Source organism: Micromonospora zhanjiangensis (assembly GCF_042650605.1).
GTDB classification, from domain to species: Bacteria; Actinomycetota; Actinomycetes; order Mycobacteriales; family Micromonosporaceae; genus Micromonospora_J; species Micromonospora_J zhanjiangensis.
Window position 1 is genome coordinate 51,201 of record NZ_JBHSBN010000003.1, and the last position, 18,824, is coordinate 70,024.

The following is an 18,824-nucleotide window of genomic DNA, read 5'->3' on the forward strand; positions in this document are numbered from 1 at the left end:
GCATGACAGCGCCCTCGCCGGCGGCCCGACCGGCCCGGCCGGGCGACCACGGAGAGGAGTTCGTTCGGTGATCACCGCGATCGTCCTGATCGACTGCGCTACCGACTCGATCCCGGAGGTGGCCGAGGCTCTCGCCGCCCTGTCCGGGGTCAGCGAGGTCTACTCGGTCGCCGGCAACCGCGACCTGATCGCGGTGGTCCGGGTCCGCGAGTTCGAGCAGATCGCCGACGTCATCGCCGGGCGGATCTCCAGGGTGCCCGGCGTGGTGAACACCGAGTCGCACATCGCGTTCCGGGCCTACTCCCAGCACGACCTCGAAGAGGCGTTCGCCATCGGCCTCGCCGACGCCGACTGAGCGGCCGACCAGAAGGAGCGTGGCGCCCGCCGGGACCTCCCGGCGGGCGCCACGCCCTTCGTCGTACGGTCGCGGTGCGGCTAGTGGTCGCGCCGCTCGCCGCCGCCGATCTCGGCGTGATCCTCGCGCGGGGACACCGGCGGGTGCCCCGGCGAGACGGGCGCCTCGACCGGCTCCTCGATCGGCTTGAAGAAGCCCTTGATGGCCGGGCCGAGCGCGCCCAACCGGTTCATCTTCTTCGGGACCACCCAGCCGGCGTACTCCAGCTCGGCGTGGCCCTCGCCGGCCAGCGGCTGGTGCACCTCGACGAAGCGCCCGTCGGGCAGCCGGCGGATGATGCCGGTCTCCACGCCGTGCACCAGCACCTCCCGGTCGTGCTGCTGCAGACCGAGGCAGAGCCGGTAGGTGAAGTAGTACGCCAGCGGCGGGAGGATGATCAGCCCGATCCGGCCGGCCCAGGTCATCGCGTTCAGGCTGATGAAGAACTTGTCCGCGATCACGTCGTTGCCGCCGGACAGGGTCAGCACCAGGAAGAACGCCACCGCCATCGCGCCGAGCGCGGTCCGGGCCGGTACGTCCCGGGGCCGCTGGAGCAGGTTGTGGCTCTTCCGGTCCTTGTTCAGCCGTGCCTCGATGAACGGGTACGCCAGCGGCAGCATCGTCAGGAGGCCGGGCAGCACCACGGTCGGCCAGAAGATCGGTGGGATGACGTAGCCGTCACCGATCGGGATGTTGATCTCCCAGGCCGGCATGAGTCGGGTCGACCCGTCCAGCATCATCACGTACCAGTCGGGCTGGCTGGCCGCGGAGACCACCGCCGCCTCGTACGGGCCGAACAGCCAGATCGGGTTGATCTGGAACAACCCGCCGAGCAGGGCGATCACGCCGAACACCAGCATGAAGAAGCCGCCCTGCTTGAGCGCGTAGCGGGGGAACATCCGCTCGCCGACCACGTTCGAGTTGGTCCGGCCGGGGCCGGGCCACTGGGTGTGCTTCTGCTTGAAGACCAGGCCGAGGTGGACGCTGATCAGCGCCACCAGCAGGCCCGGGATCAGCAGCACGTGGGCGATGAAGAACCGGCTGATGATGATCGTGCCGGGGAACTCGCCGTTGAAGATCGCCGTGGTCACCCAGGTGCCGATCACCGGGATGGAGAGCATGATCGCCGAGGCGATCCGCAGGCCGGTGCCGGACAGGCCGTCGTCCGGCAGCGAGTAGCCGGTGAAGCCGGCCAGGAAGCCGATCCAGAACAGCAGGTAGCCGATGATCCAGTTCAGCTCACGCGGCTTGCGGAACGCGCCGGTGAGGAAGATCCGCATCATGTGCACCACGATGGACGCCATGAACAGCAGCGCGGCCCAGTGGTGCATCTGCCGCATGACCAGGCCACCGCGGACGTCGAACGTCAGGTTCAGGCTCGACTCGTACGCCGCGGACATGGTGGTGCCACGCAGCGGCGTGAAGCTGCCGTTGTAGACCACCTCCTTCATCGACGGCTCGAAGAAGAAGGTCAGGAAGACACCGGTCAGCAGCAGCACGATGAACGAGAACAGCGCGATCTCGCCGAGCAGGAACGACCAGTGGTCCGGGAAGACCTTGTTCAGCAGTCGGCGCAGCGGGGTGGCCACCTGGAGCCGGTCGTCCACCTCACCGGCGGCCTTGCCCGGCAGCGCTGCCGGATCGAACTTTCGGCGCTTCATGGCCGCTCCCAGAAGTCGGGCCCGACAGTCTCGGTGAAGTCCGACCGTGCCACGAAGAAGCCGCTCTCGTCCACCTCTAGCGGGAGCTGCGGCAGCCTGCGGCTGGCGGGGCCGAAAATCGGTTGGGCGTTGTCGATGATCGAGAACTGCGACTGGTGGCACGGGCAGAGCAACCGGTTGGTCTGCTGCTCGTACAGGCTGGCCGGGCAGCCGGCGTGGGTGCAGATCTTCGAGTACGCGATGAAGTTGCCGTACATGTAGTTGGCATTGCCGGCCCGCTCGTTGGCGGCCTTGGCCGCCAACGCGTCCGCCTCGCGCAGGTGGATCAGCAGCACCGGGGAGTCCGCGTGCTCGTTGCTGTGTCCGCCCGGGATGCCCGGGAAGACGGTCATCTGACCACCGACGCTCACGTCCGCCGGCCGGATCGGGGTGGCGTCCTCACGGGTGAGCTTGATCTTGCCCTTGTCGTTCGGCGCCCAGCCGGTGCGGAAGTACTGGTTGTCCTTGTGCGGCTGCTTGATCATCCCGCCGACCAGCGGCGCGGCGAGGACCAGGCCGATCGGCGCCAGGCCGGCGGCCGCGGCGAGGCCCAGCACCGGGCGCCGCTTGATGCCCATCTCGTCGGCCATGTACATCATGGTCTGGCCGGTGATCTTGCGGTCTTCGTCGGGCGACGCGCCCTCGTGCCGGTCCTGGATCGACACCTCCCGGGGCAGCAGCTTCTTGCCCCAGGCGAGGATGCCGAAGCCGATGCCGAGCAGCGCGATGCCCAGCGACACCCCGAGGATGGGCGTGTAGAAGCCGTAGCTGCCCTTGTCGTACTCCCAGGGCCACCAGATGTAGGCGACCAGGAAGACCAGCGAGGCCAGCCCGGCGATCAGGAAGAGGAGGGTAATCGCCCGGACGACCCGGCGCTCGGCCTTGGTGCCGGGGACCGGGAACGGCGGCTCGTAGTGGACGATCTCGATGTCGTCCCGGCGCGCGCCCTCGCGGACGATGTCGAACCGGGTCAGCCCCGGGTCGTCGAGGTCGACCGGCTTCTGCCCGGCGGCGGGCGCCTGGGTGTCGCCGTGAGTGCTCATGACTTACCCGCAATCCACAGGCTGGCGAAGACCAGCGCGACGATGCCGACCAGGAAGATCGCCACCCCCTCGGTGACCGGGCCGTACCGGCCGAGGTTGAAGCCGCCCGGGTCCTGGTCCTCCTTGAGCGTCTTCTGGATGTACGCGATCAGCGCGGCCTTCTCGTCCGGCCGCAGCTGGTTGTCGCCGAAGACCGGCATGTTCTGCGGTCCGGTGAGCATCGCGGCGTAGATCTGCCGGTCCGTCGCCGGACGCAGGTTGGGGGCGTACTTGCCCGAGGAGAGCGCCCCGCCGCCACCGCTGAAGGCGTGGCAGGACGAGCAGTTGATCCGGAACAACCGGCCGCCCTCGGCGACCGCGTCGGGGTTGGCCAGGGTGCCCTGCGGCACCTGCGGGCCGCCGCCGAGTTCCTGGATGTACTGGCCGAGCTGGCGGATCTGCTCGTCGGTGAAGACCGGGGGTTTCCGCTCGGCCTGCGCCTCCTGGCGGGCCATCGGCATCCGGCCGGTGCCGACCTGGAACTCCACGGCGGCCGAGCCCACGCCGACCAGGCTGGGACCGCGCCCCTCGACGCCCTGCGCGTTGCGGCCGTGGCAGGAAACGCAGCTCACGTCGAACAGCGCCTTGCCGTCGGCGGCGGCGCCGGTGATCGGTGCGGCCTCCTGCGCCTGGGCCTGCATCCCGGGCGCGAACACGGTGTAGGCACCGCCGGCCAGGGTCAGCGCGGCGAGCAGCCGGACCGTGGCGCCCAGCCGCCGGCGGCCCCTGCTGCGCGGCGCGGACCGCCCGCGGCGCAGCCGCGCCAGCAGGCCGCCCTTGCGGTCGGGGGTGTCAGATGTCATGGCCTTCAGTCCTTAACGGTTTTCTCGACCTTGTCTCAGGGACGGTGCGGCGGCGCGAAATGTGACGTCGCCAAGATCACTGGAGCCAGTAGATCATCCCGTACAGGGCGATCCACACCACGTCGACGAAGTGCCAGTAGTAGGACACGACGATCGCCGAGGTGGCCTGCGCCGGGGTGAACCGCCCCATGGTGGTGCGGATCATGAAGATGACGAAGGCGATCAGACCACCGGTCACGTGCAACCCGTGGAAGCCGGTGGTCAGGTAGAACGTCGAGCCGTACCCGTCGGCGTTGATCTTGACGCCCTCGTGCACCAGGGTCCTGTACTCGTTGAGCTGGCCGAGCACGAAGACCAGACCCATCACGAAGGTCACCGAGAACCAGAACCGGAGCTTGTGCACGTCTCCCCGCTCGGCCGCGAACACGCCGAGCTGGCAGGTCACCGAGGAGAGCACCAGGATCACCGTGAAGAACGTGGCGTACGGGATATTGAGGATCTCGGTGTGCTCCTGCCAGAGCTCCGGCGCCGCCGCCCGGATGGAGAAATACATCGCGAACAGCGCCGCGAAGAACATCAACTCACTGGAGAGCCACACGATCGTCCCGACGCTGACCATGTTGGGGCGCGTCAGGGAGTGGATCCGGCTCTTGTCAATCGCTGGGGCCGCAGTCACGCGGTCATTATTGCCCCCGATCAGCACGGGCGATCGTCGGGGTGGCCAACTTGGGCAACTATCGGGGATGCCGACCCGATCCGCCCGCGCCGGCATAGCCTGGATCCCGTGCTCTGCCTCGCCCCGGCCATCGCCGTCGCCCCGGGCCTGCCGGCCGCCGGGCCGGCCGGCGCGGAGCGCGCCCTGCCACCGTTCTCGGTGACCACCGCCGTGACCGAGAGTTCCCTGGACAACTGGCTGGCGGTCGGCCTGGTGCTGGCCGCCGGCTGCTACCTGTACGGGGTGCACCGGCTGCGGGCCCGCGGCCACCACTGGCCGGCGCTGCGGACGGTGTTCTTCCTCGGCCCCGGCCTCGGCGGGATCGGCCTGGTCACGCTCACCGGGATCGGCAGCTACGACACCACCCTGCTGTCGGTGCACATGGCGCAGCACATGGTGCTCTCGATGGTCGCGCCGATCTTCCTCGCGCTCGGCGCGCCGATCACGCTGGCCCTGCGGACACTCACCGGGGCGCCCCGGCGCCGGGTGCTGGCGATGGTGCACAGCCGAGTGGCCAAGATCATGTCTTTTCCGCTGGTGGCGTTCGCCATCTTCGTGGTCAACCCGTTCGTGCTCTACTTCACCGCCCTCTACCGGGTGACCCTGGAGCACGAGTGGGTGCACGAACTGCTGCACGCGCACTTCATCCTCACCGGCTGCCTGTTCTTCTGGCCGCTGGTCGGGCTCGACCCGCTGCCCGGCCGCTGGCCGTACCCGGGCCGGGCGCTGCTGATGCTGCTGTCGGTGCCGTTCCACACCGTACTCGGGCTGACCGTGATGCAGTCCACCCTGCTGTTCGCCGGCGACTGGTACCCGAACCTGCGGCTGGGCTGGGCCGACCCGTGGACCGACCAGAAGATCGCCGGCGGGATCCTCTGGGCCGGCGGCGAGTTCGTCAGCGTGGCGATGCTGGCCGTGCTGGTGGTGCAGTGGATGCGCCAGTCCGAGCGGGAGGCCCGCCGGGTCGACCGGGAACTCGACCGGCAGGAGGCCCGCGACCGGGCCGCCGGGGCCTCGTCCGCACCGGCACCCTGACCGGGCCGGACTCCCGCCGGACGGCCGCGGAGGCGGCCGGAACCGACCGGTCGCGGCCGGACCGGTACGATCACCGTGCAGCTACGACGTGGGAGCCTTGCGACCGATGAGCGATCGTCTTTACACCGTCCTGCTCTACAGCGACGACCCCGAGGTCCGTGACCGGATGCGGCTCGCCGTGGGCACCCGGCCCGCCAGCGACCTGCGGGTCGAGTTCGTCGAGGCCGCCGAGTACCAGGAATGCGTGCGGCTGGTGGACGACTACGAGATCGACCTGATGCTGCTCGACGGCGAGGCCAGCCCGGGCGGCGGGCTCGGCATCGCCCGGCAGATCAAGGACGATCGGGACGACGCCCCGCCCACCTGCGTGGTGATCGCCCGGGCCGCCGACCGATGGCTCGCCGCGTACGCCCGGGTGGACGCCACCCTGGTGCACCCGCTCGACCCGGTGACCACCGGCAAGACCGTGGCCGGCCTGCTGCGCCAGCGGGCCGACGGCGCGATCACCGCCGCCTGAGCCCGCCCGTACGGGCCGCTCCACCCGCTCCACCGCCCCCGCACCGACCCATCGCCCGCTCGGGAGGCCCGCCATGGGCGAACGGACCTGGCCGCACCTGCTGACGACGCTGTTGCGCGGTGCGGAACTGTCGACCGACGAGACGGCCTGGGCGATGGGTGAGATCTTCACCGGCTCGGCGACCCCGGCGCAGATCGCCGGCTTCGCCCTCGCGCTGCGCGCCAAGGGTGAGACCCCGGACGAGTTGGCCGGCCTGGTCGAGGGGATGTTGGCCGCGTCCACCCCGGTGGAACTGGCCGACGAGCTCCGGGCCGACGCCGTCGACGTGGTCGGCACCGGTGGGGACCGGGCGCACACCGTCAACATCTCCACCATGACCGCGATCGTGCTGGCCGGCACCGGCGTACGGGTGGTCAAGCACGGCGGTCGGGCCGCCTCTTCCAAGTGCGGCGCCGCCGACCTGCTGGAGTTCCTCGGCGTACCGATCGACCTCGGTCCGGCCGGGGTGGCCCGGTGCGTGCACGAGGCGGGCATCGGGTTCTGTTTCGCCGCCCGGTTCCACCCCGGCATGCGACACGCGGCCGCCACCCGGCGGGAACTCGGCGTGCCCACCTTCTTCAACTTCCTCGGTCCGCTCACCAACCCCGGCCGTCCCCGGGCCGGGGCGGTCGGTTGTTTCGATCCCCGGATGGCCGGGGTGATGGCCCGGGTGTTCGCCGCGCGCGGCGACTCGGTGCTGGTGATGCGGGGTGAGGACGGTCTCGACGAGTTCTCCACCGGCGCGCCGACCCGGGTCTGGATCGCCACCGGCGGCACCGTCCGGGAGACCGTGGCGGACGCCGCGGAGCTCGGCGTCCCGCGCTCCGAGCCGGGCGCGCTGCGGGGTGGGGACGCGGCCTTCAACGCCGACGTGGCACGCCGGCTGCTGGCCGGCGAGACCGGACCGGTACGGGACGCCGTCCTGGTGAACACCGCCGCGGCCCTGGCCGCCCGGGACGGGGTCACCGGCGACCTGCGGGACGCCATGCGGGCCGGCCTGGACCGGGCCGCCGCGTCGATCGACTCGGGTGCCGCCGGCCGGGCGTTGGACCGCTGGGTCGAGGTGGCCCGGGCCGCGAAGGCCGCCGAGTAGACCGGAGCTGATCCGGTTACCCGGTTGACGCCGGGTCACACGCCCGGCGACGCGGCAAACCCGAATGGGATCGATCCGCGTGTCCCGGCGCGAACCGGGTACCCCCGCAGTCCAACGACCAGAGGGGGGAACGAAATGTTGGGTGTCAAACGCCTAGCAGTGGTGGCTGGACTGGTGGTGCTGGGCCTGGCACCGGTCGCCGCCAGCGCTGCCACGCCATCGCCGTCGCCGGCCCAGCAGGACACGCAGTACCTGCAGACCCTTCACCAGGTCAATCTGGCCGAAATCGCCGGTGGCAACCTGGCCCAGCAGAAGGCGTCCAACCAGCAGGTCAAGGACCTGGCGACGCAGTTCGTCACGGACCACACCCAGCTGGACCAAGCGGTGCAGAACACCGCCAAGCAGGCGAACGTGACCCTGCCGAACGCGCCCACCAACGACCAGCAGGCGGTCCTGAACCAGCTGCAGGGTCAGACCGGTACCGCGTTCGACACGCAGTGGGTGACCGCCGAGCTGGTGGGCCACCAGAAGGCCATCCAGGCCACCCAGACCGAGATCAACGAGGGCACGGATCCGCCGGTGAAGCAGCTGGCGCAGCAGGCGCTGCCGGTCCTGCAGGCGCACCTGGAGGCGCTCCAGACGCTGGCCCAGAGCCTGGGCATCCCGGTTCCGAGCGGGTCGGCTCCGGCCCCGGGGGTCAGCTCCGGCTCGCCGAGCCCGAGCGGTACGCCGACCGAGTCGCCCGCTCCGGGCAGCACGGAGGAACCCGCTCCGGGTAGCACCGAGTCGCCGGCTCCGGTCACCACCTGAGCCCGGCGGGACACGCCACCGGGGCCCGTCCCCCGGCTCGATCGTTGATCGGCCGGCGGACGGGCCCCGGGGTGTATCGATGGTGCTCGGTGCCGGTGGTGCTCGGTGTCAGTGCTCCGCGGTGCGCCGGGTGCCGGAGTAGTACTCGAACAGCAGGCCGCACGCGCTGAAGATGACCGCGATCGCGCCGACGCCGATCAGCCAGGCCTGCCAGAACACCAGACCCAGGCCGGCGATGGTGGCCGCCAGGGCCAGCCCGAACGGCCAGTAGCTGCCCGGGCTGAAGAAGCCGACCTCGCCCGCGCCCTCGGAGATGTCCGCGTCCGGCCGGTCCTCCGGCCGCAGGTCGATCCGCCGGGAGACGAACCAGAAGAACCCGGCGAGCATCGAGCAGAGCAGGAAGGACAGCAGCAGCGCCACCGAACCGATCCACTCGAGGTGCCCGTTGAAGCCGTACGTCCAGCCCGCGTAGATGCCGGCGACCGCGAGCAGGAAGAACGCGACGATGCTGAAGACCCGCCACTCGGATTTCATGAGCCCCGCCCTCAGTTCCCGGCGCCCGCGGCGCTGGTCTTGTTGAAGTTACGGTCGTTCCGCTTGGTGTCGAAGGGGTGCGTCTTCGTGGCGAACGGGTCCTCGCCGATCGACTGGAGCGCCTCCTGGGTCGACTTGCCCGCCGTCTTGGCCGCCATGAACTGGTCGTACTTGTCCGGCGACACCACCCGCAGCTCGAAGTTCATCATCGAGTGGTAGGTGCCGCACAGCTCGGCGCACCGGCCGACGTACGCGCCCTCGGTCTCCAGCTGGGAGACCTCGAAGACGTTCCGGACGTTGCCCGGGAAGACGTCCCGCTTGAACAGCATCTCCGGCACCCAGAACGAGTGGATGACGTCCTTGCTGGTCTCCTCGAACCGGATCGGCCGGCCGGTGGGCAGCACCAGCACCGGGATGACGTCGCTGGTGCCCAGGGTCGAGGCGACGGTCTTCGCCTCCTTGCCCTTGCCGTCCCGGTAGTTGAACTGCCAGTTCCACTTGAACGCCACGACCTCGACGACGATCGGCTGCTCACCCGGCCGGTCGACCTTGTCGACGCCGGTCTGCACGATGGCCGTGTAGTAGAAGAGCACGGCGACGATGAGGATCGGCGCGATGGTGTAGAGGAACTCCATCGGCATGTTGAACCGGGTCTGCACCGGCAGCGCGTCGCCGCGCTTGCGGTAGCGGATCACACACCAGAAGATCAGGCCCCAGACGAAGACGCCGACCGCCAGGGCGGCGATCGTGGAGGCGATCCACAGGTCGTACATCCGGTGTGCCTCGGGCGTGATGCCGTTCTGCGGCCAGCCGAAGCCGTCGAACGTCTTGCCGACGTCACATCCGGTGAGCAGGGTCAGCAGGACCGCTGCACCGAGACTCACCCCGACGAGGCGCCCCGCACCACGCCGCTGGCTGCGCGGCCGTACCTCCGAACCCCTTGCGACCACCTGGTCCTGCCTCCCTAGCGCGCCGCCCGATGTCTGTTGGTGTTCCGCACCGGCGGCAAAGGCGTCACCGACGGTCGCAGATTACTCGACCTTCACAGGATGAACGGCCTGGGGGTGCCGTGTCCGGCCGTCGGGGATCTTGTCCGCCGGCTGGCCGGATACCGTTCCAGGGGTGAGCATGTCACCCGATTCACCGCCGCCGGGCGCCCCCGGCGCCGCCCCCGCGGGCGCCCCGGCCGCGTATTTCGACGCGGCCAGCGCCGCGCCGCCGCACCCGGTGGCGCGGCAGGCGCTGCTGGCCGCGCTCGACGACGGCTGGGCGGACCCCGCCCGGCTCTACGCGCGGGCCCGCCGGGCCCGCCAGCTGCTCGACGCGGCGCGGGCCGCCACCGCCGAGGTGCTCCGGGTACGCCCGGACGAGCTCTCCTTCACCGGCAGCGGCACCACGGCCGCGCACGCGGCGGTGCTGGGCGGGTTGGCCGGTCGCCGCCGGGCCGGGGCGACGCTGGTGCACTCGGCGATCGAGCACTCCGCGGTGCTGCACGCCGCGCGGCGGCACGTCGACGCCGGTGGCGCGGCCGTGCCGGTGCCGGTGGACCGGCTCGGCCGGCTGGACCTGGCCGCCTGGTCGGCGGCGGTGGCCGCGCCCGGGGTGGCGCTGGCCGCCCTGATCAGCGCCAGCCATGAGGTGGGCACCGTCCAGCCGGTCGAGCGGGCCGCCGCGGCCTGCGCCGCGCACGGCGTCCCGCTGTACGTGGACGCGGCCCAGTCGGTCGGCCGGGTGCCGCTGCCGGCGGGCTGGTCGGTGCTGTCGGCCAGCGCGCACAAGTGGGGCGGACCGCCCGGCGTCGGGGTGCTGGTGGTGCGCAAGGGCACCCGCTGGGAGTCGCCGTACCCGGCGGACGAGCGGGAGGCCGGTCGTACCCCCGGGGTGCCGGACCTGCCGGCGATCGTGGCGGCGGCGGCCGCGTTGCGGGCGGTCAGCGCCGAGGCGGCCGACCAGGCCGCCCGGCTCGCCGGCCTGGTGGAGCGGATCCGGCGGGTGGTGCCGGCCACCGTGCCGGACGTCGAGGTGGTCGGCGACCCGGACGACCGCCTCCCCCACCTGGTCACCTTCTCCTGCTTGTACGTGGACGGCGAGGCCCTGCTGCACGCGCTGGACCGGCGCGGCTTCGCGGTGTCCTCCGGCTCGTCCTGCACCTCCTCGACGCTGCGGCCGTCGCACGTGCTGGAGGCGATGGGGGTGCTCTCGCACGGCAACGTCCGGATCTCGCTGCACCCGGGCAGCACCGAGGCCGAGGTGGACCGCTTCCTGGCGGTGCTGCCGCGGGTGGTGGCCGATCTGCGCGCCGAGGCTGGGGTGACCGACCTGTGACCGAGCCACCCACCCCGCCGCAGGCCGAGCCGCCCACCCCGGCGCAGGCCGAGCCGCCGCCCACCCCGGCCGAGGTGATCGACTGCCTGGGGCAGCGCTGTCCGCTGCCGGTCATCGCGGTGGCCCGGCGGATCACCCAGGTGCCGGTCGGCGCGGTGGTCCGGGTGCTCGCCGACGACCCGGCCGCGGCCGTCGACCTGCCGGCCTGGTGCCGGCTGCGCGGCCACGAGTTCGTCGCGGCCACGACCGTGCACACCGCCCCCGCGTACGACGTCCGCCGCCGGCACTGACCGACGACGGCGCGCACGAGTTCATTTCAGTAGGTTCAGGAACTCGGCGCTGGTGAGCCCCGCCTGCCGCAGGATGGACGACAGAGTTCCCCGCTTCACCGTGCCGTGCTGCGGGACGACAACCACCTTGCCCGACGGGTTGCGGTAGACCACATGGCTTCCCTTGATTCTGGCCTGGACGAAGCCGGCCTTGAGAAGCGCCTGCTCGACCTTCCGGAACGGGAGATCGGCGAGGGCCGGACTCAAGCGGCCTTTCCCACCTGGAAGGACGTCACGAGTGGAGTGGCCTCGATAACCGGCTGGGTGACTTCCTCCAGGTAGACCTCGACCGCTTCCCGGAGATTGGCCAGAGCGGCCTCCACCGTCTCACCCTGGCTGGCGACCTCAAGCTCGAGACACCGGGCCACGAACCAGTCGTCCTCTTGATGAACCGCGGCCGTGAACGTGTGGATCAACGGGCACCTCCCAGGAGCGCTGTCGGAATGCTACGCATAGCCGTACGGATCGAGCCAGCTCATTCGCGTTGCTGACATCGGTGCACTGGATTTCTCCATGTCCGGTCCATCGCGTACACCGAGGTGATCGACGGCGCAATGTACGTGCAGGATCCCGACGCCGTACGCACCTATAGCATGGTGGCAGACAACCTGCGCCAGGTCGCCCTCTCGCCAGCCGAGTCGCTCGTGTTGATCAGGGAGCTTGCCGGCGCGACATAGCTTCGGAGGCCTCCGTGCACACCCCTGACCTGAGCACCGCGAAGTGGTTCAAGAGCAGCCGCAGCACCAACAACGGCGACTGTGTCGAGTGCGCGGTCCTGCCGGGCCACGTCGCCGTCCGGGACAGCAAGGATCCGTCCGGCCCCGCGCTCGTGTTCACCACCGCACAGTGGGCGACCTTCGTGGTGTCTCGCCGCCGGTAGGCCCGGGACGACTTCCCGCAGACGGACGCATTCTCCTTTTCGACCTACAACATCTTCGATGTACTTACCCGAAAGATGATGTGGGCCCGAAAATGGAACGGCTCCCGGCCGCGAAGGACTCAGCGCAGGTACGCCAGGACGCCGGGGAGCGGGTCGGCGTCGATGGAGGTGTCCACCACCAGGCGCGGGCCGATGTACGGCTCGTACTCGGCGCGGACCACCCTGGTCTGCTCCCAGGTCGCAACCTGTCCGGCGGGCGCCTCGGCGTGGCGCCGCTCGACCCGGCGCCGATGCTCGGCCTCGTCGGCGCAGCAGACCTCGATCACCCGCAGCGGAACGCCGGTCCGGTCGGCCAGGTCGTGCCAGAGCCCGCGGGTCGAGGCGACCGGGTTGACCGCGTCCACGATCACCGGCAACCCGAGCCCCAGCTGCACCTCGGCCAGCGCCGCGACGCTGCCGTACGAGATCAGGCCGGCCTGGTCACCGAAGACGCCGCGCTCGGCCAGCACCCGCTCGATCGGGTCGACCGGCAGGACCGGGGCGGCGAGTTCGGCGCCGAGCCGGGTCGCCAGGGTCGACTTGCCGACCCCGGGCAACCCGGCGAGGACGATCAACGGTCCGTTCACGGATGCAGGTGCGGCCGAACTGCCTCGGCCGCGGCGTCGCCGTACGACTCGGCCATCCGCTTGACGAAGACGTCGTTGCGGACTTCGTACTCCTGGCCGCCGAAGTTCTCCAGCACCAGGGTGGCCAGCAGGCAGCCGGTCTGCGCGGCCCGCTCCAGGTCGAGGCCCCAGGACAGGGCGGCGAAGAAGCCGGCCCGGAAGCCGTCGCCGACGCCGGTCGGGTCGGTCGCCTGGATCTCCCGGGCGATCGGCACCCGCAGGGTCTCGATGTCCCGGCCGGCGATCTCCACGCCGTCCTTGCCCAACGTGGTGACCCGGACCTTGACCCGCTCCAACAACTGCTCGTCGGTCAGCTCGGCCTTGCTCTGCAGCAGGGACTTCTCGTACTGGTTGGTCATCAGGTAGTCGGCGCCGTCGATCAGGGCGACGACGTCCGAGCCGGGCATCCGGGCGAGCTGCTGGGACGGGTCGGCCACGAAGGCGTACCCCCGGTCCCGACACTCGGCGGAGTGCCGCAGCATCGCGGCCGGGTCGTTGGAGCTGACCAGCACCAGGTCCAGGCCGCCGACCCGCTCGGCCACCGGGCGCAGCTCGATGTTGCGGGCCTCGCTCATCGCCCCGGCGTAGAACGAGGCGATCTGGCACATGTCCAGGTCGGTGGTGCAGACGAAGCGGGCCGTGTGGGCGACATCGCTGACGTGCACCGAGTCGCAGTCCACCCCGTGCCGTTCCAGCCAGGACCGGTAGTCGGCGAAGTCCGAGCCGACCGCGCCGAGCAGCACCGGGGAGAGGCCGAGCTGCGCCATCCCGAAGGCGATGTTGGCGGCGGTGCCGCCCCGGCGCAGAACCAGCTCGTCGACGAGGAACGACAGCGACACGTTGTGCAGCTGGTCGGCGAGGAGCTGCTCGGCGAACCGGCCGGGAAAGCTCATCAGGTGGTCGGTAGCGATCGAGCCGGTTACGGCGATCTTCATGTCGGCCCTCGGGGGTCGGGTACGGGAAGCGCCCTCAGGCGCCGGGTCAGCCTACCGGGTCGGTAATCGCCCGGCAGCCCTACGTACCAGACTCGCGAGGGGTCCGCAGACGCGAGACGGGGCGACCCGGACACGAGACGGGGCCACCCGCGCGGGCGGACGGCAGCCCGGTCAGCGGGCGGTCCGTCGGCGCGCGGGTGGCCCCGCCGGTCGAGTCAGATGAGTGCCGGTCGACTCAGTGGAACGAGTCGCCGCAGGCGCAGGAGTTCTGCGCGTTGGGGTTGTCGATGGTGAAGCCCTGGGCGTCGATCCGGTCCGCGAAGTCGATCGAGGCGCCGGCCAGGTAGGGGGCGCTCATCCGGTCGACGACCACCTCGACGCCGCCGAAGTCGCTGACGACGTCGCCGTCGAGCGAGCGCTCGTCGAAGAACAGCTGGTACCGCAGTCCGGAGCAGCCGCCGGGCTGCACCGCCACCCGGAGCCGCAGGTCGTCGCGGCCCTCCTGCTCGATCAGGGCCTTGACCTTCTCAGCGGCGACGTCGGTGAGGACGACGCCGGTCGGGGCCTTGGCCTCGGTCGACTCGGTCTGCGCTGGCGTGGTCACGTGGAACTCTCCCTGCGACGGTTTGTGATGTCCGTACTGGCCAACGCTATCCGTCTGGCCGTTGATTCCCAATCGGGTCCGGATTCATTGTAGGTCGGCGCGGCCCCGCCGGCCCGGGGACCGCCGCCCCCGGGTCCGGACGAGCGGGTCGGGACGGCGCCCGGTGGGACGAAAATCTCTCAGCGGCTCCACTGGCCGGCGAGCCGGGCGGCGACGGCGCGCAGGCCCTCGGCCGGGCGGGTCATCGCCCGCTCGACACCGCCGTTCTGCTCACCGCCGAAGTGCTCCACCAGGCTGACCGTCTCGGTCACCCCGGCCGCGGCAGCCTCCCGCCGGCCGGTGCTGACCCGGCCGGCCACCACCACGCAGGGCAGCCCACGGTCCCGGGCCGCGCCGGCCACCCCGGCGACCACCTTGCCGCGCAGGGACTGGTGGTCGAACGACCCCTCACCGGTGATCACCAGGTCCGCCCGGTCCACCGCCTCGGCCAGCCCGATCAACCGGGCGACCAGCCCGATACCGGACTCGCAGCGACCACCCAGGGCCAGGATCGCCGCGCCCAGGCCGCCGGCCGCACCGGCTCCGGGCAGCCCGGCGAGGCCGTCCGGGCAGCCCGGCAGGTCCCGCTCCAGCACCCCGGCGAGTCGTTCCAACGCGGCGTCGAGCAGCAGTACGTCCGCCCGGTCGGCGCCCTTCTGCGGGCCGTAGACGTTTGACGCGCCGTGCAGCCCGGTCAACGGGTTGTCCACGTCGGTGGCGGCCACCAGCTCGACCCCGCGCAGCCGGGGCGCGCCGACCAGGGCGTCGAGGGCGGTCAGCGCGGCCCCGCCGTACGGCAGGGCGGCGCCGGTCGGGTCCACCGGGGTGACGCCCAGCGCGGCGAGCAGGCCGGCACCGCCGTCGTTGACCGCCGAACCGCCGAGACCGATCACCAGCCGACGGGCACCGGTCTCCACCGCCGCGACCATCAACTGGCCCAACCCGTACGAGGTGGTGATCTTCGGATCGCGCTCGGCGGCGGACAGCAGGTGCAACCCGCACGCCTGGGCGCTCTCCAGGAAGGCGGTGAGCACGCCGTCGGCCGGGTCCGGCGCCACCAGGATCTCCCCGGTCACCGGCCGGCCCAGCGGATCGACGGTCGGCACCGGCACCCGCCGCCCGGCCCCGACCCCGGCCCCGGTCGCTGCCCCGGTCGCGGCCCGGCCGGCCGGCGCCGGACCGGCCGGCGCCGGACCGTCGGGGGCCGTCGCCGCCGGACCGTCGGGGGCCGTCGCCGCCGGACCGTCGGGGGCCGTCGCCGCCGGACGGTCGGGGGCCGTCGCCGGCAGGGCCTCGGCCAGGACGTCGACGAAGCCCGGGCCGCCGTCGGCCAGCGGTCGGCTCACGATCTCGTCCCCGGGGGCCCGCTCCCGCCAGCCCTCGGCCAGCGCCGCCGCCACCTCGGGGGCCGACAGCGTGCCGGCGAACTTGTCCGGACAGATCAGGATCCGCATGCCCGGCAGTGTGGCAGCCCACACCGGGACCGGTCGTGCGCGGCCCCGGCTGTGGGATCATGGGTGCGTGACTTCGACCTGGGTTGAGCCGTCCAACACGGCGACAGCGCTGCTCCTCCTCGGCCGTGGCGGCGACCCCGCCACCGAGCGCGGGGTGGAGTGTCCGGGTGACCTGCCGGCGCCGAGCGACCCCGACCTGGTGGCCCGCGCGGCCGCCGCCAAGGCCGCGCTGGGCGACTCGGTGTTCGTCCTCGGCCACCACTACCAGCGGGACGAGGTGATCCAGTTCGCCGACGTGACCGGCGACTCGTTCAAGCTGGCCCGCGAGGCGGCCGCCCGGCCGGAGGCGGAGTACATCGTCTTCTGCGGCGTGCACTTCATGGCCGAGAGCGCGGACATCCTGACCGGCGACTCGCAGCGGGTCATCCTGCCCGACCTGGCGGCCGGTTGCTCGATGGCCGACATGGCCGCGCTGACCCAGGTGGAGAAGGCCTGGGACGACCTGACCGACGCGGGTGTCGCCGGCTCGACCGTCCCGGTGACGTACATGAACTCGTCGGCCGACATCAAGGGCTTCGTCGGCCGCAACGGCGGGGTGGTGTGCACCTCGTCCAACGCGAAGCGGGCGCTGGACTGGGCGTTCGAGCGCGGCCAGCGGGTGCTGTTCCTGCCCGACCAGCATCTCGGCCGCAACACCGCCGTGCTGGAGATGGGGCTGGACCTCGACGACTGCGTGCTCTACGACCCGCACAAGCCGCACGGCGGGCTGACCGCCGCGCAGCTCCGCGAGGCCAAGATGGTCCTCTGGCGGGGGCACTGCTCGGTGCACGGCCGGTTCACCCTGGACAGCGTGAACGAGGTCCGGCAGCGGGTGCCCGGGGTCACCGTGCTGGTGCACCCGGAGTGCCGGCACGAGGTTGTCACCGCCGCCGACCTGGTCGGCTCCACCGAGTACATCATCAAGACCATCGAGGCGGCGCCGGCCGGCACGTCCTGGGCGATCGGCACCGAACTCAACCTGGTCCGCCGGTTGGCGCTGGCACACCCGGACAAGGAGATCATGTTCCTGGACCGGGCGGTCTGCTACTGCTCGACGATGAACCGGATCGACCTGCCGCACCTGGTCTGGGCGCTGGAGGAGCTGGTCGCCGGCCGGGTGGTGAACCAGATCACCGTGGACCCGGACACCGCGCACCACGCCCGGGTGGCCCTGGACCAGATGCTGGCCCTGCCCGGCGCGGACAAGCCGGTGGCCGCAACCACTCAGCGTAATGACTGGGTGTAATCGCGCTCCTACGGATACGCACCGATCCGGTCGATTCGTACCCGCCAATCCGGGTTGGCGGAGCCATTTCCGTGACCGAGGACTATGCTGCCGGAGCGACGACACCGCGCGAGCTGTTTGACGACACTCGCCCCATGGGTAGCGACGGACAATCGAGCGCCCGCCCGACTTTTACCGGCACCACCAACGCGCTGGAGGTTGCGTTGACCGACGACGTCCTGGTCGTACACGGAGGCACCCCGCTACAGGGAAAAATCCGGGTCCGCGGCGCCAAGAATCTCGTGTCCAAGGCGATGGTCGCCGCGCTACTGGGTGACGAACCGAGCCGGCTGTACGACGTACCGCGGATCCGCGACGTCGAGGTGGTCCGCGGCCTGCTCGGCCTGCACGGTGTGAACATCACCGACGGCGACGAGGACGGCGAACTGGTCTTCGACCCGGCGAACGTGGAGAGCGCGGACACCGACGAGATCAACGTGCACGCCGGATCCAGCCGGATCCCGATCCTGTTCTGTGGTCCGTTGCTGCACCGCCTCGGGCACGCGTTCATCCCCGACCTCGGCGGGTGCCACATCGGCCCGCGACCGATCGACTTCCACCTGGAGGCGCTGCGGCAGTTCGGCGCGGTCGTCGACAAGCGGCCGGAGGGCATCCACCTCACCGCGCCGACCGGCCTGCACGGCACCAAGTTCGTGCTGCCGTACCCCAGCGTCGGGGCCACCGAGCAGGTGCTGCTCACCGCCGTGATGGCCGAGGGCGTCACCGAGCTGCGCAACGCCGCGGTCGAACCGGAGATCATCGACCTGATCTGCATCCTGCAGAAGATGGGCGCGATCATCAAGGTGCACACCGACCGGGTGATCGAGATCCAGGGCGTACCGCGGCTGGGCGGCTACTCGCACCGGCCCATCCCGGACCGGATCGAGGCCGCCAGCTGGGCCGCCGCGGCCCTGGCCACCCGCGGCGACGTCGAGGTGCTGGGCGCCCAGCAGGCCGACATGATGACCTTCCTGAACATCTTCCGCTCGGTCGGCGGGTCGTACGAGGTGGTCGACGCCCGGCCGCCACGGGGCGGCTCGGCCGGCGTGGAGGGCAGCATCCGGTTCTGGCACCCGGGCACCGAGCTGCACGCCACGGCCCTGGAGACCGACGTACACCCGGGCTTCATGACCGACTGGCAGCAGCCCCTGGTCGTGGCGCTGACCCAGGCCCGCGGCCTGTCGATCGTCCACGAGACGGTCTACGAACAGCGGCTCGGCTACACCGAGGCGCTGAACAAGATGGGCGCCAACATCCAGGTCTACCGGGACTGCCTGGGCGGCACCCCATGCCGGTTCGGGCGCCGCAACTTCAAGCACTCCGCGGTGATAGCCGGGCCGAGCAAGCTGCACGCCGCCGAGCTGGTGATCCCCGACCTGCGGGCCGGGTTCAGCCACCTGATCGCCGCGCTGGCCGCCGAGGGCACCTCGCGGGTCTACGGCGTCGACCTGATCAACCGCGGCTACGAGGACTTCGAGGCCAAGCTGGCCGACCTCGGCGCCCACGTCGAGCGTCCGTAACGCCGTCCGGCCGGCGCCGTCCGTACC

The 18,824-nt window shown here is 71.3% G+C and carries 22 protein-coding genes and 2 pseudogenes; 11 read left to right on the forward strand and 13 right to left on the reverse strand.

Annotation, left to right across the window (positions count from 1 at the left end; all coding sequences use genetic code 11):
* Nucleotides 1–67 precede the first annotated feature (67 nt).
* The gene (locus ACFOX0_RS06055) at nucleotides 68–355 is read left to right on the forward strand and encodes an Lrp/AsnC family transcriptional regulator (RefSeq protein ID WP_377542589.1); all 288 of its coding nucleotides are present in this window, start codon (nucleotides 68–70) and stop codon (nucleotides 353–355) included.
* An 80-nt stretch (nucleotides 356–435) separates the two neighbouring features.
* Here the strand turns inward: ACFOX0_RS06055 and qcrB are convergent, their stop codons facing one another.
* From qcrB to ctaE, 4 genes are all read right to left on the reverse strand, one after another.
* Nucleotides 436–2,055, reverse strand: a complete 1,620-nt coding sequence (gene qcrB / locus ACFOX0_RS06060) for a cytochrome bc1 complex cytochrome b subunit (RefSeq protein WP_377542591.1) — start codon at nucleotides 2,053–2,055, stop codon at nucleotides 436–438.
* Complete coding sequence (gene qcrA / locus ACFOX0_RS06065) at nucleotides 2,052–3,137, reverse strand: cytochrome bc1 complex Rieske iron-sulfur subunit (RefSeq protein ID WP_377542592.1); 1,086 nt, start codon at nucleotides 3,135–3,137, stop codon at nucleotides 2,052–2,054. The genes qcrB and qcrA overlap by 4 nt, the downstream gene beginning before the upstream one ends.
* Nucleotides 3,134–3,979 carry a cytochrome bc1 complex diheme cytochrome c subunit gene (qcrC, locus tag ACFOX0_RS06070; RefSeq protein ID WP_377542593.1) on the reverse strand — a complete coding sequence of 282 codons (846 nt, stop codon included), beginning with the start codon at nucleotides 3,977–3,979 and terminating at the stop codon, nucleotides 3,134–3,136. Before qcrC ends, qcrA begins: the two co-directional genes overlap by 4 nt.
* 76 nt (nucleotides 3,980–4,055) lie before the next feature.
* Complete coding sequence (ctaE, locus tag ACFOX0_RS06075; RefSeq protein WP_377542595.1) at nucleotides 4,056–4,655, reverse strand: aa3-type cytochrome oxidase subunit III; 600 nt, start codon at nucleotides 4,653–4,655, stop codon at nucleotides 4,056–4,058.
* A 129-nt stretch (nucleotides 4,656–4,784) separates the two neighbouring features.
* Here ctaE and ACFOX0_RS06080 point away from each other — a divergent pair, with 129 nt between their 5' ends.
* The 4 genes from ACFOX0_RS06080 to ACFOX0_RS06095 all read left to right on the forward strand — a co-directional run bounded on the left by ACFOX0_RS06080 (nucleotide 4,785) and on the right by ACFOX0_RS06095 (nucleotide 8,188).
* The gene (locus ACFOX0_RS06080; protein ID WP_377543084.1) at nucleotides 4,785–5,729 is read left to right on the forward strand and encodes a cytochrome c oxidase assembly protein; all 945 of its coding nucleotides are present in this window, start codon (nucleotides 4,785–4,787) and stop codon (nucleotides 5,727–5,729) included.
* A gap of 106 nt (nucleotides 5,730–5,835) precedes the next feature.
* Nucleotides 5,836–6,246 (forward strand): hypothetical protein, encoded by a 411-nt coding sequence (locus tag ACFOX0_RS06085; protein WP_377542596.1) that lies wholly within the window; start codon nucleotides 5,836–5,838, stop codon nucleotides 6,244–6,246.
* A 73-nt stretch (nucleotides 6,247–6,319) separates the two neighbouring features.
* Complete coding sequence (gene trpD / locus ACFOX0_RS06090) at nucleotides 6,320–7,378, forward strand: anthranilate phosphoribosyltransferase (protein WP_377542598.1); 1,059 nt, start codon at nucleotides 6,320–6,322, stop codon at nucleotides 7,376–7,378.
* Between the two features lie 135 nt (nucleotides 7,379–7,513).
* The gene (locus ACFOX0_RS06095) at nucleotides 7,514–8,188 is read left to right on the forward strand and encodes a DUF4142 domain-containing protein (protein ID WP_377542599.1); all 675 of its coding nucleotides are present in this window, start codon (nucleotides 7,514–7,516) and stop codon (nucleotides 8,186–8,188) included.
* A 108-nt stretch (nucleotides 8,189–8,296) separates the two neighbouring features.
* Here ACFOX0_RS06095 and ACFOX0_RS06100 read toward each other — a convergent pair whose 3' ends face one another.
* Together ACFOX0_RS06100 and ctaC are read right to left on the reverse strand one after the other, a co-directional pair.
* Complete coding sequence (locus ACFOX0_RS06100; protein WP_377542601.1) at nucleotides 8,297–8,722, reverse strand: cytochrome c oxidase subunit 4; 426 nt, start codon at nucleotides 8,720–8,722, stop codon at nucleotides 8,297–8,299.
* A gap of 11 nt (nucleotides 8,723–8,733) precedes the next feature.
* Nucleotides 8,734–9,672, reverse strand: coding sequence for an aa3-type cytochrome oxidase subunit II (ctaC, locus tag ACFOX0_RS06105; protein WP_377542603.1), 939 nt, complete (start codon nucleotides 9,670–9,672; stop codon nucleotides 8,734–8,736).
* A 178-nt stretch (nucleotides 9,673–9,850) separates the two neighbouring features.
* Between ctaC and ACFOX0_RS06110 the strand changes: the two genes are divergently transcribed.
* Entirely contained in the window at nucleotides 9,851–11,047 is a 1,197-nt protein-coding gene (locus tag ACFOX0_RS06110) for a cysteine desulfurase family protein (RefSeq protein ID WP_377543086.1), read from the forward strand.
* 74 nt (nucleotides 11,048–11,121) lie between these two features.
* Nucleotides 11,122–11,337 carry a sulfurtransferase TusA family protein gene (locus tag ACFOX0_RS06115; protein ID WP_377543088.1) on the forward strand — a complete coding sequence of 72 codons (216 nt, stop codon included), beginning with the start codon at nucleotides 11,122–11,124 and terminating at the stop codon, nucleotides 11,335–11,337.
* 21 nt (nucleotides 11,338–11,358) lie between these two features.
* Here the strand turns inward: ACFOX0_RS06115 and ACFOX0_RS06120 are convergent, their stop codons facing one another.
* Nucleotides 11,359–11,583, reverse strand: a complete 225-nt coding sequence (locus tag ACFOX0_RS06120) for a type II toxin-antitoxin system HicA family toxin (RefSeq protein ID WP_377542606.1) — start codon at nucleotides 11,581–11,583, stop codon at nucleotides 11,359–11,361.
* Nucleotides 11,580–11,792 carry a type II toxin-antitoxin system HicB family antitoxin gene (locus ACFOX0_RS06125; protein WP_377542608.1) on the reverse strand — a complete coding sequence of 71 codons (213 nt, stop codon included), beginning with the start codon at nucleotides 11,790–11,792 and terminating at the stop codon, nucleotides 11,580–11,582. The genes ACFOX0_RS06120 and ACFOX0_RS06125 overlap by 4 nt, the downstream gene beginning before the upstream one ends.
* A gap of 108 nt (nucleotides 11,793–11,900) precedes the next feature.
* On the opposite strand from ACFOX0_RS06125, the gene ACFOX0_RS06130 reads away from it, so the two are divergent.
* Together ACFOX0_RS06130 and ACFOX0_RS06135 are read left to right on the forward strand one after the other, a co-directional pair.
* Nucleotides 11,901–12,053 (forward strand): Scr1 family TA system antitoxin-like transcriptional regulator, encoded by a 153-nt coding sequence (locus ACFOX0_RS06130; RefSeq protein ID WP_377543090.1) that lies wholly within the window; start codon nucleotides 11,901–11,903, stop codon nucleotides 12,051–12,053.
* Between the two features lie 14 nt (nucleotides 12,054–12,067).
* Nucleotides 12,068–12,256, forward strand: a complete 189-nt coding sequence (locus ACFOX0_RS06135; RefSeq protein ID WP_377542610.1) for a DUF397 domain-containing protein — start codon at nucleotides 12,068–12,070, stop codon at nucleotides 12,254–12,256.
* Between the two features lie 119 nt (nucleotides 12,257–12,375).
* On the opposite strand, the gene ACFOX0_RS06140 is transcribed toward ACFOX0_RS06135, so the two are convergent.
* The 5 genes and pseudogenes from ACFOX0_RS06140 to ACFOX0_RS06160 all read right to left on the reverse strand — a co-directional run.
* Entirely contained in the window at nucleotides 12,376–12,882 is a 507-nt protein-coding gene (locus ACFOX0_RS06140) for an AAA family ATPase (RefSeq protein WP_377542612.1), read from the reverse strand.
* The gene (locus tag ACFOX0_RS06145) at nucleotides 12,879–13,856 is read right to left on the reverse strand and encodes a carbohydrate kinase family protein (protein ID WP_377542614.1); all 978 of its coding nucleotides are present in this window, start codon (nucleotides 13,854–13,856) and stop codon (nucleotides 12,879–12,881) included. The genes ACFOX0_RS06140 and ACFOX0_RS06145 overlap by 4 nt, the downstream gene beginning before the upstream one ends.
* A 235-nt stretch (nucleotides 13,857–14,091) precedes the next feature.
* Nucleotides 14,092–14,460, reverse strand: a complete 369-nt coding sequence (erpA, locus tag ACFOX0_RS06150; RefSeq protein ID WP_377542615.1) for an iron-sulfur cluster insertion protein ErpA — start codon at nucleotides 14,458–14,460, stop codon at nucleotides 14,092–14,094.
* A gap of 179 nt (nucleotides 14,461–14,639) precedes the next feature.
* Nucleotides 14,640–15,617: pseudogene (locus ACFOX0_RS06155) on the reverse strand (glycerate kinase family protein); the annotation flags it as partial.
* A 162-nt stretch (nucleotides 15,618–15,779) separates the two neighbouring features.
* Nucleotides 15,780–15,953 (reverse strand): annotated as a pseudogene (locus ACFOX0_RS06160) (glycerate kinase); the annotation flags it as partial.
* Nucleotides 15,954–16,020: 67 nt separating this feature from the next.
* Here ACFOX0_RS06160 and nadA point away from each other — a divergent pair.
* Entirely contained in the window at nucleotides 16,021–17,238 is a 1,218-nt protein-coding gene (nadA, locus tag ACFOX0_RS06165; protein WP_377542617.1) for a quinolinate synthase NadA, read from the forward strand.
* 134 nt (nucleotides 17,239–17,372) lie between these two features.
* Nucleotides 17,373–18,797 (forward strand): UDP-N-acetylglucosamine 1-carboxyvinyltransferase, encoded by a 1,425-nt coding sequence (gene murA / locus ACFOX0_RS06170; RefSeq protein WP_377542619.1) that lies wholly within the window; start codon nucleotides 17,373–17,375, stop codon nucleotides 18,795–18,797.
* The last annotated feature ends 27 nt before the right edge of the window (nucleotides 18,798–18,824 follow it).